Source organism: Streptomyces sp. NPDC059787 (genome assembly GCF_042732315.1).
GTDB lineage: Bacteria > Actinomycetota > Actinomycetes > Streptomycetales > Streptomycetaceae > Streptomyces > Streptomyces atrovirens.
In genome coordinates, this window is sequence record NZ_JBHWHX010000027.1 from 1 (window position 1) to 14564 (window position 14564).

15 protein-coding genes are annotated in these 14564 nt (G+C 72.2%); 7 read left to right on the plus strand and 8 right to left on the minus strand.

What is annotated here, in order from left to right:
• Positions 1 to 71 precede the first annotated feature (71 nt).
• The 3 genes from ACFV5H_RS24095 (at position 72) to ACFV5H_RS24105 (ending at position 2358) form a co-directional block, all read left to right on the plus strand.
• Complete coding sequence (locus ACFV5H_RS24095; RefSeq protein WP_385057440.1) at positions 72 to 1034, plus strand: hypothetical protein; 963 nt, start codon at positions 72 to 74, stop codon at positions 1032 to 1034.
• A gap of 191 nt (positions 1035 to 1225) precedes the next feature.
• Positions 1226 to 1801, plus strand: a complete 576-nt coding sequence (locus ACFV5H_RS24100) for a hypothetical protein (RefSeq protein WP_385057442.1) — start codon at positions 1226 to 1228, stop codon at positions 1799 to 1801.
• Between the two features lie 374 nt (positions 1802 to 2175).
• Positions 2176 to 2358 carry a hypothetical protein gene (locus tag ACFV5H_RS24105; protein WP_385057476.1) on the plus strand — a complete coding sequence of 61 codons (183 nt, stop codon included), beginning with the start codon at positions 2176 to 2178 and terminating at the stop codon, positions 2356 to 2358.
• A gap of 28 nt (positions 2359 to 2386) precedes the next feature.
• Here the strand turns inward: ACFV5H_RS24105 and ACFV5H_RS24110 are convergent, their stop codons facing one another.
• The 3 genes from ACFV5H_RS24110 to ACFV5H_RS24120 form a co-directional block, all read right to left on the minus strand.
• Positions 2387 to 3220 (minus strand): MIP/aquaporin family protein, encoded by an 834-nt coding sequence (locus ACFV5H_RS24110; protein ID WP_385057474.1) that lies wholly within the window; start codon positions 3218 to 3220, stop codon positions 2387 to 2389.
• A gap of 174 nt (positions 3221 to 3394) precedes the next feature.
• Entirely contained in the window at positions 3395 to 4366 is a 972-nt protein-coding gene (pip, locus tag ACFV5H_RS24115; protein WP_385197255.1) for a prolyl aminopeptidase, read from the minus strand.
• A gap of 36 nt (positions 4367 to 4402) precedes the next feature.
• A complete protein-coding gene (locus ACFV5H_RS24120; RefSeq protein ID WP_385197257.1) occupies positions 4403 to 5119 on the minus strand; it encodes a uracil-DNA glycosylase in 717 nt (238 codons plus the stop codon).
• A 74-nt stretch (positions 5120 to 5193) separates the two neighbouring features.
• Here ACFV5H_RS24120 and ACFV5H_RS24125 point away from each other — a divergent pair, with 74 nt between their 5' ends.
• Positions 5194 to 5799: an RNA-binding S4 domain-containing protein gene (locus ACFV5H_RS24125; RefSeq protein ID WP_385197258.1), complete on the plus strand. Its 606-nt coding sequence runs from the start codon at positions 5194 to 5196 to the stop codon at positions 5797 to 5799.
• A gap of 113 nt (positions 5800 to 5912) precedes the next feature.
• On the opposite strand, the gene ACFV5H_RS24130 is transcribed toward ACFV5H_RS24125, so the two are convergent.
• Positions 5913 to 6599 carry a class I SAM-dependent methyltransferase gene (locus ACFV5H_RS24130; RefSeq protein WP_385197259.1) on the minus strand — a complete coding sequence of 229 codons (687 nt, stop codon included), beginning with the start codon at positions 6597 to 6599 and terminating at the stop codon, positions 5913 to 5915.
• Between the two features lie 147 nt (positions 6600 to 6746).
• On the opposite strand from ACFV5H_RS24130, the gene ACFV5H_RS24135 reads away from it, so the two are divergent.
• On the plus strand, positions 6747 to 7010 hold the full coding sequence (locus ACFV5H_RS24135; protein WP_385057451.1) for a DUF6343 family protein: 264 nt from the start codon (positions 6747 to 6749) through the stop codon (positions 7008 to 7010).
• A 9-nt stretch (positions 7011 to 7019) separates the two neighbouring features.
• Here ACFV5H_RS24135 and ACFV5H_RS24140 read toward each other — a convergent pair whose 3' ends face one another.
• The 4 genes from ACFV5H_RS24140 to rpsA all read right to left on the minus strand — a co-directional run bounded on the left by ACFV5H_RS24140 (position 7020) and on the right by rpsA (position 10828).
• The gene (locus ACFV5H_RS24140; RefSeq protein WP_030858785.1) at positions 7020 to 7400 is read right to left on the minus strand and encodes a M48 family metallopeptidase; all 381 of its coding nucleotides are present in this window, start codon (positions 7398 to 7400) and stop codon (positions 7020 to 7022) included.
• A gap of 50 nt (positions 7401 to 7450) precedes the next feature.
• Positions 7451 to 8062, minus strand: a complete 612-nt coding sequence (coaE, locus tag ACFV5H_RS24145) for a dephospho-CoA kinase (RefSeq protein ID WP_385057452.1) — start codon at positions 8060 to 8062, stop codon at positions 7451 to 7453.
• 18 nt (positions 8063 to 8080) lie between these two features.
• On the minus strand, positions 8081 to 9019 hold the full coding sequence (locus ACFV5H_RS24150; protein WP_385197260.1) for a PAC2 family protein: 939 nt from the start codon (positions 9017 to 9019) through the stop codon (positions 8081 to 8083).
• Between the two features lie 315 nt (positions 9020 to 9334).
• A complete protein-coding gene (gene rpsA / locus ACFV5H_RS24155) occupies positions 9335 to 10828 on the minus strand; it encodes a 30S ribosomal protein S1 (protein ID WP_030228486.1) in 1494 nt (497 codons plus the stop codon).
• A gap of 303 nt (positions 10829 to 11131) precedes the next feature.
• Here rpsA and ACFV5H_RS24160 point away from each other — a divergent pair, with 303 nt between their 5' ends.
• A complete protein-coding gene (locus tag ACFV5H_RS24160; RefSeq protein WP_385057456.1) occupies positions 11132 to 12010 on the plus strand; it encodes a class I SAM-dependent methyltransferase in 879 nt (292 codons plus the stop codon).
• 4 nt (positions 12011 to 12014) lie between these two features.
• Complete coding sequence (gene hrpB, locus ACFV5H_RS24165; protein ID WP_385197261.1) at positions 12015 to 14546, plus strand: ATP-dependent helicase HrpB; 2532 nt, start codon at positions 12015 to 12017, stop codon at positions 14544 to 14546.
• Positions 14547 to 14564: the final 18 nt, after the last annotated feature.

Here is a 14564-nt window from a genome sequence, read left to right on the forward strand (position 1 = left end):
GGCGGGCGGTCGCCGATCGCCCGCCCCGCCGCCGGCACCGACACCGGTCAGAGCCGATCAGAGAGGAACACATGAATCATCTCGACGTCGTCCGACTACTCGGCTTCGACGCCCCGGCACGACCGGAGGACGAGTACGGCCGGGTCGTTCCCGAGGACTTCGAGCTCCTGGTCCAGGCCGTACCGGCCGGGGTCTTCGCAGGGTCCGTGCTGCTCGAACGACCCGGCGCTCTTCCCGTGCGCTCCCTGGAGGAGTTCACCCGGCCCACCTCCATGCGCATCGGGGACATGGAGCTGTCGCTTCGCAGCCGCGACCAGCGACTGTGGCTGCCGCTCCACCCGGAGCCCGGCGGCATGGTGCCGTGGGGGCGCAGCGCGACCGACGGCGTACTGCTGTGGGACACCACCGCCGACGACACCGCGGACTGGACGACCGTCGTCACGGACGACGATTTCCAGCTGTGGCTCGACCTTCCCTTCTCCGCCTCGGAGTTCGTGGCGCGGGCGCTGCTCGGACGTCCCGAGGGGGTTCCCGCGTTCGAGACCGTCGAGGAATACGAATCGGGTTCCTTCTGGAAGGTCGCCGACGACATGCGGGCGACGGCCACGGTGCTGTCGAACCCGGACATCGGCGCAGTGGAGGAACTCGTCGCCCGGATCCGGAACATCGGTGTTCCGGGCATCCGGCAGTACGCGCGGGAGCTCGTCGACGGGGCCGCGGAGAGCACGAAGACGCCGGGCCCCGTGTTCCCGGAGGACTACCTGACAGTCATGCGGGAGTTCCCCGGCGGGGTGATCGCCGGAATGCGCGTGTTTCCCGTCGCCAAGGCCGCCTGGCTGACCGAGGACCCGGTGTTCCTGCAGTGGGGCGAACTGGAGGGCAGGGCTTTCGGCTGGCTCGCCCTGACGGGCGACCCGCAGGAGTGGCGCGTCGCCTACATCGAGCCAGGGGGCACCTCGCTCACCCACCTGGAGGAGCAGACCTTCGCCTCGTTCCTACGACGCCGGCTGCGGGGCGACGACTCACTGTTCTGACGGGGCGCCCCGCCCCGGGGCGGGCGTTCGGTGCCCGACCGGGTCGGTTCCGAAAGGTTGTCGCATGTGGGTGCGGCGTGTGATCGAACTGACCGGCCGGGAGCCGCTGGGGGTTTCCGTCGACCGGGCGGCGGTGGAGAAGGAGCCGCGGGTTCCGCTGCCTGCGGAACCCGGTCCCACTGCCTGCTGATGTGAATCAGACCAGCATCACAGGATGGGAAAGGGCCATCGAGGAAGAGAACCTCATGGAATGGGTGAGTGAACTCGTCTCCCTTACCGGTCGGCGGTGCGAGCGGCAGGAGGTGGACTGGGCGGACATCGAGCGCGAGCTCGGAACACCCCTCCCGGACGACTTCAAGGAGATCTGCGAAGTGTTCGGCCGTGGCGCCTTCAGCGGTTTTCTGGAACTCCTGCCGGTGGACAGCGCCAAACCGCACGGCCTGCTGGGGAGATGGAACTCACTGAAGGACCAGTGGGACGATCCGCAGGTGCAGGCCCTTTTCGACCCTTATCCGGTCTTCGAGGGCAGCGGACTCATCCTTTGGGGACAGTCGATGACGGAAGCCTCGTACTACTGGCTGGCCGATACGTCGAAGGATCCCGAAGAATGGCCCATCGTCGCCCGGACCTCCCCCCTGGAGGACTGGCACCGATTCGACGGTGTCTCCACCTCGGAGTTCATCCACCGGGTTCTCACGGACCGGGAGTTCCGTCCGTTCTCCATCGCGAGGAAAGCGGAGCGTCCGTTCTTCGACGCTTACCGCTGACCCGGACGCGTCCGGGCAGGACCTGACCCGCCTCACGGCACAAAGGGCCCCTGCCACCACCCGTTCGAGGGTGGTGGCAGGGGCCTCGCGCAGGTGGAGGCCGCACGGTCGCCGCACCCGCTCCATCCGGCGCTCATGGGGCGGCTCAGACAGTCCCCTCCTTCCGGCCCGGATGGGGGCCGTTCTCGTTTCCGACCGGGCCGCCTTCGACTTCCTCACGCAGTGGCGATTGTCTTTTTCGGCCGGGCAAGAGGGAAAGTACGGCGATGTCTCCGCCGTGGACCCCTACCCGATCCACGCCCCGGGAGGCAGGGGTCTGAGGGTCGGACGAGAAGCGGCCCCGGCCGCTGCTGCGCATCGAGGCGCACCTGTGGGTGCGGCCGGTCACGCGGGTGCTGCGCGGGGTGGGGCCGCTCCGACGGCGCGCGCTGCGCCACCGCCGGGAACTCCAGCGCGCCCGCTCCCTGCTCTTCGTCGCCGCCACCCGTTCCCGTGACGCCCTGGCCATCTCCTGGCACGGCGCCCCGAGCCGGTTCCTGGAGCCGCTGCTCGCGTAGGAGGCCTCGTGGCGGCCGGTGCGTGTGCCTAGGCCTCTTCGGTGGCCGGGCCCTCTTCGCCCTTCCTCGCCCTCGCCCTGAGCACCGGGCCGATGAACAGGTCGTACACGAGGGTTCCGAGGACGCCGCCGATGAGCGGGCCGACGATGGGGATCCACCAGTAACCGCTGAACCATCCGAACGACCCGGGCAGCGCGATCGCCCCCCAGCCCTCGAAGAACGTGAACAGCCGGGGGCCGAAATCGCGTGCGGGGTTGATCGCGTATCCGGCGTTGGTGCCGAAGGCCATGCCGATGACGACGACCACCAGGCCGATGAGGAAGGGGTGGAGATTCGCCGCCGGAGCCGTGTTGCGGGTGTCGATGAGCGCGCAGATCAGCAGGAGCAGAATTCCGGTGCCGACGATCTGGTCGAGCAGGGGGCCCCACCAGGAATCCCCGAAGTATTCGGCGGGGAACGTGGCGAAAATGGAGTAGGTGGCCAGTGATTCCTCCCGCGTGATTCCCTCCTTGGCGTTGGCCGCGTCGATCGCCCACCGGTAGCAGGCGTAGACGAGCGCGGCGGCGACGAAGGCGCCCAGGACCTGCGCGAGCCAGTAGGGCAGCACCTTCCGCCAGGGGAAGTCCCGGCGCACGGCGAAGGCCAGGGTCACGGCGGGGTTGAGGTGGGCGCCGCTGACACCGCCGGCCACATGGACGCCGAACGCGACGGCGAACCCCCACGCCCACGAGATGATGAGCCAGTTGTCGGCCCCGAAGGGCACCGCCTGCCGGCCCGAACCGGGCAGACCCACGACGGCCACGGCCACGGATCCGATGCCCAGCAGAAGCAGGACGAACGTGCCCAGGAATTCGGCGAGCATCTCGCCGAGGACACCTTCCCGATAGCCTCGTCTTTTGGCGATGCGTTCGGCCACCGGCCCTCCTCGGCAGAAATCCCGCTTTTTCCCCTCCCCTCGCCGGAAGCGTATGTCCACCGTGCGGATCATGCCTGGGGAGAGCCGGATTTCCCTCCCATGGAGCAAGAGGGACGGTGTTCACCCGCCGCGGCGCGCGTAGCGGTCCGTCGCCGCCACCAACGCGTCGTCGCCGACATCGCCCGCGTCGTGGCCGGCGTCGTCCACGACCGTCAACTCGCTGTCCGGCCAGGCGTGGTGGAGGCGCCAGACGATGCCGAGGAGGTTGCCGAAGTCGAGGCTGCCCTGGACGAGGGTGCCGGGGACGCCCTTGAGGAGGTGGGCGTCGCGCAGGACGACCCCCTCGTCGTTGTCCCCGCCGTCGCCGAGGAAGTGGTCGTTGCCCCAGTAGTGGGTGACGGTACGGGCGAAGCCCATGCGGAACACCGGGTCCCGGAAGCGTGCGACCGATCCCGGGGGCGCCGGGATCGTCGCCGTCTCCCAGTCGGTCCAGGCCTTCGCGGCCCGTTCCCTGGTCTGCGGGTCGGGTGACTCCAGCAGCCTGTTGTAGGCGGCGGCCAGGTTGCCGTCGCGCTCGTCGGCCGGCAGTGCGGCGAGGAAGCGCTCGTGGGCCTCCGGGAAGAACTGCCCCAGTCCGCGGGTCAGCAGGGCCACCTCGGCGTCGGAACCGGTGGCGACCCCGGTCAGCACGAGTTCGGACACGACCCCCGGGTGGGTCTGCGCGTACCGCAGTCCGAGCACCGATCCCCACGAGATGCCCCACACCAGCCACCGCTCGATGCCGAGGTGGGTGCGCAGCCGCTCCAGGTCCGCCATGAGGTGGGCGGTCGTGTTGACGCCCATGTCGGTGGCGTGGTCGCTCGCGGGCGGTGTCGAACGGCCGGCGCCACGCTGGTCGAGCAGCACGACGCGGTAGGCGTCGGGGTCGAAGTAGCGCCGGAGGTTCGGGCCCGCACCGGAGCCCGGTCCGCCGTGCAGCACCACCGCGGGTTTGCCCCGCGGGTTGCCGCTGGTCTCCCAGTAGACGTGGTTGCCGTCGCCGACGTCGAGCATGCCGTGGTCGTACGGTTCGATCTCCGGATACCTGGCCATCGGGACACCGTAGTGCCGTCGGCGGAGCGGCTCATCTCATTTCCGCGCGGGCAGTCCCGCCGCCCCGGCCGCCGTGCGCAGCACGTCGCGGAGCATCTCGGGGGTGAGGCGGCCGGTGAAGGTGTTGCGCTGACTGACGTGGAAACAGCCGAAGAGGTCGAGGCCGGGGCCGTCGGGGGCGTCCAGGGTGACGTGGGCGCCGTGCGCGAAGGCGGGCCGGGGCCGGGGCACGGTCCAGCCGGCCTCGGCGAACGCGGGCAGCGCGGCCTGCCAGCCGAAGGCCCCCAGCACGAGCGCGGCCCGTACCGTCGGCCGCAGCAGGTGCAGCTCCCGCACCAGCCAGGGCCGGCAGGTGTCCCGTTCCTCGGGGGTGGGCTTGTTGGCCGGCGGGGCGCAGTGCACGGGCGAGGTGACGCGCACGCCGTACAGCTCCAGGCCGTCCCCGGTGTGGGTGGAGCCCGGCTGCGAGGCGAGCCCCACGTCGTACAACGCCTGGTACAGCACGTCCCCGGAACGGTCCCCGGTGAACATCCGCCCGGTGCGGTTGCCGCCGTGGGCGGCGGGTGCCAGGCCGACGATCAGCAGCCGGGCGTCCGCCGGCCCGAATCCGGGCACCGGTCTCCCCCAGTACGTCCAGTCCGCGAACGCGGCCCGCTTGGTCCGGGCGACCTCCTCCCGCCAGCCGACCAGCCGGGGGCAGGCACGGCAGCCGGCGATGCGCTGGTCGAGCCGGTCGAGGCCACGGGGGTCCATGGCTCCACCGTAGGTGTTCGGGGCGGGCGAAAACCCCGCACCACCGGCCGGGACCAAGGGTTAAGGTCGGGACCATGGCTTCTGAGAGTGCCGAGGACCCCAAGGTCGCCGCCGCCGTGGCCGCCGCCGAGGCGGCCGGCCCGCCGAGTGGCGAGTCCGTACGGATCGACAGCTGGATCTGGTCGGTACGGCTGGTCAAGACGCGGTCCCTCGGCGCCGCCGCCTGCAAGGGCGGGCACGTCCGGGTGAACGGCGAGCGCGTGAAGCCCTCCCACTCCCTCCGTGTCGGTGACGAGGTGCGGCTGCGGGCCGAGACCCGGGAGCGGATCATCGTCGTCAAGCGGCTGATCCGCAAGCGGGTCGGCGCCCCGGTGGCCGTCCAGTGCTACATCGACAACTCCCCGCCGCCCCCGCCCCGCGAGGCCGTCGCCCCCGCCGGCATCCGCGACCGCGGCACCGGCCGCCCCACCAAGCGCGACCGCCGGGAGATGGAACGGCTGCGCGGCCTGGGCGGCCCCGCCCCGTTCGGTGGACACGCGGGACCGGGCGGGCCGGGCGGCAGCGGTGACCCGGGCGCCGCGTCCGGCGGAACCGGCGGGCGTGGTCGACCCGCCGGACGCGAGACGGCCGGCGGCCGCAAGGCCCGCAGCAGGGGGACCGGGGGCGCGGGTCGGCCGTGAACGCGGGACCTGGCGGGCCGGGCAGCGGCGGTGACCCGGGCGCCGCGTCCGGCGGAACCGGCGGGCATGGTCGATCTGCCGGACGCGAGACGGCCGGGGCGTGGGGCGGGTGATCAGGTGTCGGACATCGGCACCGCCCTCACCCACATCCTGTCCTCCGTCAGGTAGCGGTCCACCTTCAGGCCCGTCTCCGCCAGTGCCTCCTCGAACTGCTCCCTCGTCAGGGGGCGGGCGCGGAACGTCTGGGTCCAGGTCGCGTCCGGGAACACGTACTCCGCGTGGACCGAGTCGACGCCGTCGCCCACCGGCTCCGCCGACACGATCCGCACGGTGAAGCCGGCCGGGTCGACCCGCTCGCGCGGCACATCGGTGTGGTAGTCCTCGCCCTCCCGCTGGATCAGCACGCACCCGTCCTTCGCCAGATGCCGCGCGCAGGTGCGCAGCAGGCCCCGCCGCACCTCCACGTCCCCCGCGTGCACCAGGAACGACGCGAGCAGCACCACGTCGAACGTCTCACCGAGGTCGAGCCGCTCTATGGGGCCGCATATCGTCCGCGCCCCGCGCACCCGCTCCAGCATCTCCGCGGACTCGTCCACCGCCGTGACCTCGAAGCCGCGCTCCAGCAGCGCGTGGGTCATCCGCCCGACACCGCTGCCCAGCTCCAGGATCCGCGCCCCCGCCGGCACCGCGGCGGCGATGACGTCCGGCTCGTCCCCGACGGGCAGCCGCGCGTACAGCTCCACCGCGCAGCCGTCCGGGGTGATCGCCCCGGGACCCGTCCCCTCATAGCCCTCACGCATTCTCAGTTCCATGCCCGTGAAACGGCCGGCGTCCGCACGCCCGTTCCCCTTCCTCGCCGGTTCACCCGACCGAGTGACACGTGGTGCTGGAGGCGGTTCGGGGAACCCGGAACACACGGAAGCGGCGCGGACGGGGTGGTGATCGGGATGCGTACGGGCAGTGAGCCGACGACCGCGCGCAGTGCTCTGCGGATGCGGTTCTGGCTGAGCGTGTGGGGCGTGGTCTGGACGGTGTCCGGGGCCGTGGCGTTCGCGCTCGCGGGACATCCGGGCTGGGCCCTCGTCTGCGGGCTGCTGTGGCTGGTCGTCACGGTCGACCTGGTCGTCGTCCTGCGGCACATCCGCCAGGGCCCGCACTACCAGCCGGGGCGCGACGTGCCCCCGTACCAGCCGCCGAAAAGCCGCCCGTAGCGCCGGCCGTCACTCGTCGAAACGGGCCGCCTTCAGGTACTCCGGGTTCGGGTCCAGCGCGGCCGCCAGCCGGAAGTGGCGCTTGGCCGGGTGCGGGCGGCCCTGCCGCTGGTAGGTGCGGGCGAGCGCGAAGTGGGCGAAGGCGTTGTCCGGCTCGCGCTCCAGCACGAGGGAGAACTCCAGCTCGGCGGGGCGCAGCTGGGCCGCCGCGAAGAAGGCACGGGCGCGCAGCAGCCGCGCGGCGGTGTTCTCCGGGTGGACGTCTATGACACCGTCGAGCAGCTTCACCGCGCCCCTCGGGTCCCGGGAGGCGAGCAGGTGCTCGGCGGCACGGAAGTCGATGACATGCGTTTCCGGCGTACGTCCGGTCGAACCGCTGGTCTCGGGCACGGCGGAATCCTTCCCTCGCTGAACGGGTTCAACGCCCCGCCCGGCACCCGCTATTCCGGGTGGGAGGTCCGTGCCCGGTGGACGAGGCCGGCCCACACCTCCTTGACGCGCCGGTGCAGCTCGTCGAGGGGGACGTCGTTGTCGATGACGATGTCGGCGATCTCCCGGCGCTGCTCGCGGGTCGCCTGGGCGGCCATCCGCGCGCGTGCGTCCTCCGCCGTCATGCCGCGCCGGCCGACGAGCCGGTCGAGCTGGGTCTCCGGGCTCGCGTCGACGACGATCACGAGGTCGTAGAGGGGGGCCAGGCCGTTCTCCGTGAGGAGGGGGACGTCGTGGATCACGACGGCGTCCTCGGCGGCGGCCTCCTCCAGCTCGCGGGAGCGGGCGCCCACCAGGGGGTGGACGATCGAGTTGAGGACGGCCAGCCGCTCCGGGTCGGCGAAGACGACGGAACCCAGCCTGGGCCGGTCGAGCCTGCCGTCCTCGGTGAGGACCTCCGCGCCGAAGGCGTCCACGACCGCCGCGAGACCGGGCGTCCCCGGTTCTACGACCTCACGCGCGATCCGGTCCGCGTCGATCAGCACGGCCCCGCACTCGACGAGCAGCCGCGACACCTCACTCTTACCGGCACCGATCCCGCCGGTCAGGCCCACTTTCAGCATGGGGGACAGCCTAGGGCGTCAGCCGTCGCCCTCGCGCTCCGCCAGGAAGCGTTCGAACTCGCGGCCGATCTCGTCCGCCGACGGGATCTCCACCGGCTCGGCGAGCATGTTGCCCCGGCTCTCCGCGCCCGCCGCCGCGTCGTACTGGTGCTCCAGGCCCTGGACGAGGGCGGTGAGTTCGTCGTCGCCCTCCTGGATCTGGCGGTCGATCTCCGTCTGGGTGCGGTGGGCGTCGGTGCGCAGCGCGTGCGCGACGCCGGGCAGGACCAGTCCCGTCGCGGCCGTGATGGCCTCCAGGGCGGTCAGGGCCGCGTCCGGGTACGGGGAGCGGGCGATGTAGTGCGGCACGTGCGCGGCGACACCCAGGACGTCGTGCCCGGCCTGCATGAGCCGGTACTCGACGAGCGCCTCGGCGCTGCCCGGCACCTGTGCCTCGTCGAAGACGCTGCCGGCCACCGGGACGAGGTCGGCGCGGTTGCCGTGCGGGGTGAGGCCGACGGGCCGGGTGTGCGGGACCCCCATGGGGATGCCGTGGAAGTTCACCGACAGGCGCACGCCGAGCCGCTCCACGATCTGCTGGACGGCGGCGGCGAAGCGCTCCCACTCCACGTCCGGTTCGGGCCCGGAGAGCAGCAGGAAGGGCGCTCCCGTGGCGTCCTGGACGAGGCGCACCTCGATGGCGGGCACCTCGTAGTCGCTCCACCGGTCGCGGGTGAAGGTCAGCAGCGGGCGGCGGGCGCGGTAGTCGACGAGCCGGTCGTGGTCGAACCGGGCCACGACCTGGTGGGGCAGCGAGTCGAGCAGCCGGTCGACGATCTGGTCCCCGGTCTCCCCCGCGTCGATGTATCCGTCGAAGTGGTAGAGCATGACAAGTCCGGCCGACTCCTGGGCCAGCGCCATGTCGACGACACCGAGCCCCTTCGGCTCCCACGCGTACAAACCCTGCGGATCAAGCACAGTGACCGCTCCTCCTCATGTCCGTACACCACAACATGGCACGCACCACTGACATTCCCCGACAAGAACAACTCCCCGGGAGACGCGGGGATCTTCTCATCGGGACCGCGCGCAACTCCCCAAGGAGCGCGGACACGGTGATCTCCTCACCGAGGCCGCGGGCGACCCCCTCAGGGGCGCGGGGCCGTACCGATATGCGGCTCCGACGCGTGGGCGCGAAAACCCCGACGGGCCGCGGCCCGGAACACAGCACTGAGGGGCCGTACCTCAAAAGGTACGGCCCCTCAGTCAAGGGCTAGGCGTCAGTGGAGAGCGTCAGCTCTGCCCACCAGCCAGCTTCTCCCGCAGAGCGGCGAGCGCCTCGTCCGAAGCCAGCGCACCGGACTGGTCGCCACCCTCGGAGGAGTACGAACCGCCACCGGACGCGGCCGGAGCGGCGGCCTCGCCACCCTCGGCAGCGGCCTTCTCGTCCGCCTCGCGGGACTTGATGACCTGCGCCTGGTGCTGCTCGAAGCGCTGCTGCGCCTCGGCGTACTGGGTCTCCCACGCCTCGCGCTGGGTCTCGTAGCCCTCGAGCCAGTCGTTGGTCTCGGGGTCGAAGCCCTCGGGGTAGATGTAGTTGCCCTGGTCGTCGTAGGACGCGGCCATGCCGTACAGGGTCGGGTCGAACTCGACCGCCGACGGGTCGGCACCGAAGGCCTCGTTGGCCTGCTTCAGCGAGAGGCTGATGCGACGGCGCTCGAGGTCGATGTCGATGACCTTGACGAAGATCTCGTCGTTGACCTGGACGACCTGCTCCGGGATCTCCACGTGGCGCTCGGCCAGCTCGGAGATGTGGACCAGACCCTCGATGCCCTCGTCCACGCGGACGAACGCACCGAACGGAACCAGCTTCGTGACCTTGCCGGGCACGACCTGGCCGATCTGGTGGGTGCGGGCGAACTGCTGCCACGGGTCTTCCTGGGTCGCCTTCAGCGACAGGGAGACGCGCTCGCGGTCCATGTCGACGTCGAGGACCTCGACCGTGACCTCCTGGCCGACCTCGACGACCTCGGAGGGGTGGTCGATGTGCTTCCAGGACAGCTCGGAGACGTGGACCAGACCGTCGACGCCACCCAGGTCCACGAAGGCACCGAAGTTGACGATCGAGGAGACGACGCCGGAACGGACCTGACCCTTCTGGAGGGTGGTGAGGAACGTCTGGCGGACCTCGGACTGGGTCTGCTCCAGCCAGGCACGGCGGGACAGGACCACGTTGTTGCGGTTCTTGTCCAGCTCGATGATCTTGGCCTCGAGCTCCTTGCCCACGTAGGGCTGGAGGTCGCGGACACGACGCATCTCGACGAGGGAGGCCGGCAGGAAGCCACGGAGGCCGATGTCGAGGATGAGACCACCCTTGACGACCTCGATGACGGTACCGGTGACGATGCCGTCCTCTTCCTTGATCTTCTCGATGGTGCCCCAGGCACGCTCGTACTGGGCGCGCTTCTTCGAGAGGATCAGGCGGCCTTCCTTGTCCTCCTTCTGGAGGACAAGGGCCTCGATCTCGTCACCGACGGCGACGACCTCGTTGGGGTCGACGTCGTGCTTGATCGAGAGCTCGCGGCTCGGGATGACACCTTCGGTCTTGTAACCGATGTCGAGCAGGACCTCGTCCCGGTCGACCTTCACGATGACGCCGTCGACGATGTCGCCGTCGTTGAAGTACTTGATCGTCTCGTCGATCGCGGCGAGGAACGCTTCCTCGTTACCGATGTCGTTGACCGCAACCTGCGGGGTGGTGGCGGTGGTCTCGGTGCTGCTCGTCATGTGGGAAAGGGCTCCGGTACGGACATTGAAGTCGTAGGTACTGCTACGCCGGAGCCCGTTTCGCTCTGCAGAAGCCGGACAGCCAAGGAAGCGCATCGCCGTTCGCCGGCAATGACACCTCGAGAACCGAGGGGACATACAACAGATGCGAGCGCAGCCTGCTACGTCTGAGGTGCGCAGGCTCGCAGCGCAACTTGTAGCATACGGGGGCCGGCGGGCATGGTCAATGCGCGAAGCCGCCCACCCGGGGCGGATCGCCTCATAACCGGCACAACTACGGTCTCCCGAGGCCACGGAGGGGTGATGAGACCCCTGCGGCGACACGCCGGGGACCGGCCGGCTGGACGGAAGAGTACGACGAGGGAGCCGATCATCCAAGAGCCCGAAGCGCCCGAACCGGAGGCGACCCGGCGGCAGGCCGGTGTCACGGAGAGCTCACGCGCCAACCGGGGCTGGTGGGACCGCAACGCGGACGAGTACCAGATCGAGCACGGCACGTTCCTCGGCGACGACCGCTTCGTGTGGGGGCCCGAGGGACTGGACGAGGTGGAGGCGGAGCTGCTCGGCCCGCCGGAGGAGCTGAAGGGGCGGGACGTCCTGGAGCTGGGCGCCGGCGCGGCGCAGTGCTCGCGCTGGCTGGCCGCGCAGGGGGCGCGGCCGGTGGCCCTGGACATCTCGCACCGGCAGTTGCAGCACGCGCTGCGGATCGGCGGGCCGGTCCCGCTGGTGTGCGCGGACGCGGGGGCGCTGCCGTTCGCGGACGGCTCCTTCGACCTGGCCTGCTCGGCGTACGGGGCGCTGCCCTTCGTGGCCGATCCGCGGCTGGTGCTGCGCGAGGTGCGGCGGGTGCTGCGGCCCGGCGGCCGGCTGGTCTTCTCGGTCACGCACCCGATCCGCTGGGCGTTCCCGGACGAGCCGGGACCGGAGGGGCTGAGCGTGTCCGCGTCGTACTTCGACCGCACTCCCTACGTCGAGCAGGACGAGGGGGGCCGCGCGGTGTACGTGGAGCACCACAGGACGCTCGGGGACCGTGTCCGTGACGTCGTCGCCTCGGGGTTCCGGCTGGTGGATCTGGTGGAGCCGGAGTGGCCGGCCTGGAACACCTCGGAGTGGGGCGGCTGGTCGCCGCTGCGCGGGAACCTGATCCCGGGGACGGCGATCTTCGTGTGCGTACGGGACTGAGTGCGTGATCCGTTACGACGCCCTGGACGCCCTTCCCGTACGCGAGGCCCTGCCGGGGCTGACCGACGCGCTCGACGCGCACGGCACCGCCGTACTGGTGGCGCCGCCCGGCACCGGCAAGACGACGCTGGTGCCGTTGGCGCTGGCGGGGCTGGTCGGGGACGGGCCCGCGCGGCGGGTGGTGGTCGCCGAGCCGCGGCGGATCGCGGCCCGCGCGGCGGCACGGCGGATGGCGTGGCTGCTGGGCGAGCGGGTCGGCGGGTCGGTCGGTTTCACCGTGCGCGGGGAGCGGGCGGTGGGGCGGCACACGCGCGTGGAGGTCGTCACGACCGGTGTGCTCCTCCAGCGCCTCCAGCGCGACCAGGAGCTGTCCGGGGTGGACGTGGTGGTGCTCGACGAGTGCCACGAGCGGCATCTGGACGCGGACACGGCGGCGGCGTTCCTGTGGGACGTGCGCGAGGCGCTGCGCCCGGAGCTGCGGCTGGTGGCCGCGTCGGCGACGACGGACGCGGAGGGCTGGGCGCGGCTGCTGGGGGACGCGCCGGTGGTTCAGGCGCGCGGTGCCGCGTTCCCGGTGGACGTGGTGTGGGCGCCGCCCGCGCGTGCGGTACGGCCGCCGCACGGGATGCGGGTCGATCCGGCGCTGCTGACGCACGTGGCGTCGGTGGTGCGGCGGGCGCTGGCGGAGCGGGACGGGGACGTGCTGGTGTTCCTGCCGGGGGTCGGTGAGATCGCCCGGGTGGCCGGGCAGCTCGGGGGGCTCGGGGACGTCGACGTGCTCCAGGTGCACGGGCGGGCGCCGGCCGCCGTGCAGGACGCGGTGCTGTCCGTCGGGGAGCGGCGCCGGGTGGTGCTGGCGACCTCGGTCGCGGAGTCGTCGCTGACGGTTCCCGGGGTGCGGGTGGTCGTGGACTCCGGGCTGGCGCGCGAACCGCGCGTGGACCACGCGCGGGGGCTGAGCGCGCTGACGACGGTACGGGCCTCCCGCGCGGCGGGGCTCCAGCGGGCGGGGCGGGCCGGACGTGAGGCGCCGGGGGCGGTGTACCGGTGCTGGGCGGAGGCGGAGGACGCGCGGCTGCCGCGGTTCCCCTCCCCCGAGATCAAGGTGGCCGACCTGACGGCGTTCGCGCTCCAGGCGGCCTGCTGGGGCGATCCGGACGCCTCGGGACTGGCGCTGCTGGATCCCCCGCCGGCCGGGGCGATGGCGGCGGCCCGCTCCGTCCTGACGGCGATCGGCGCGGTGGGCCCCGACGGGCGGGCCGGCGAGCGCGGGGCACGGCTGGCCCGCCTGGGCCTGCACCCGCGTCTGGGCCGCGCCCTGCTGGACGCGGCACCGGCGGTGGGCCCGGCCCTCGCGGCCGAGGTGGTCGCCCTGATCAGCGAGGAGCCGCCGAGGGAGTACGGCGACGACCTCACCGCCGCACTGCGGACCGCCCGGCGCGGCGGTGACGCGTACACCGCGCGGTGGCGCAAGGAGGCCGACCGCCTCCGCGGTCTCGTCTCCGAGCCTTCGGACGCACCCGCACCGGCCTCTTCCCCCCGGCCGTCGGCCGACGGGGGCGGGGAGGACGGGCGGGTCGGGTTCGTTGTCGCGTTGGCCTTTCCCGAGCGGGTGGCCCGTGCGGAGGGCGGGTCGTATCTGATGGTGGGTGGGACGCGGGCCGAGGTGGGGGCGGGGTCGCGGTTGCGGGGGGCCGAGTGGGTCGCCGTCGCCGTCGCGGACCGGCCCGTGGGGCGGGGGCACGCGCGCGTGCAGCTCGGGGGCGTCGTCGACGAGGGGGTCGCGCGGGTCGCGGCGGGGGCGTTGCTGGAGCACCGGGAGGAAGTGGGCTGGGGCGACGGGGACGTCGTCGCGCGGCGGGTCGAGCGGCTCGGGGCGGTGGAGGTGACCGTACGGGCGTACGCCGACGCCGACCCCTCGCTCGTACGGGACGCGCTGCTGGGCGGGCTGCGGCGGGAGGGGTTCGGGCTGCTGCGGTGGCCGGCCGGGGCCGTCGTACTGCGGCAGCGGCTGGCGTTCCTGCACGGCCGGCTCGGTGCGCCGTGGCCCGATGTCTCCGACGAGGCGCTGCACGCGCGCGTGGCGGAGTGGCTGGAGCCGGAACTGAGCCGGGCCCGGCGACGGGCCGACCTCGGGCGGATCGACGCCGGGCAGGCGCTCGCGCGGCTGCTGCCCTGGGCCTCCGGCGAGGCCGTGCGGCTCGACGAGCTCGCCCCCGAGCGGATCACCGTACCCAGTGGGTCCGGAATCCGGATCGACTACTCCGACCCGGAGCAGCCGGTGCTCGCCGTGAAGCTGCAGGAGATGTTCGGGCTCCGGGAGTCGCCGCGGGTGGCCGGGGTGCCGCTGCTGGTGCACCTGCTGTCCCCGGCCGGGCGGCCCGCCGCCGTGACCGCCGACCTCGCCTCGTTCTGGCGGGACGGCTACAAGGGCGTACGGGCCGAACTGCGCGGGCGCTACCCCAGGCATCCCTGGCCGGAGGATCCGGCCACCGCCGAGCCGACCCGGCACACCAACACGCGGCTCAGGCGGTGATCCGGTCGTTCCGGTTCC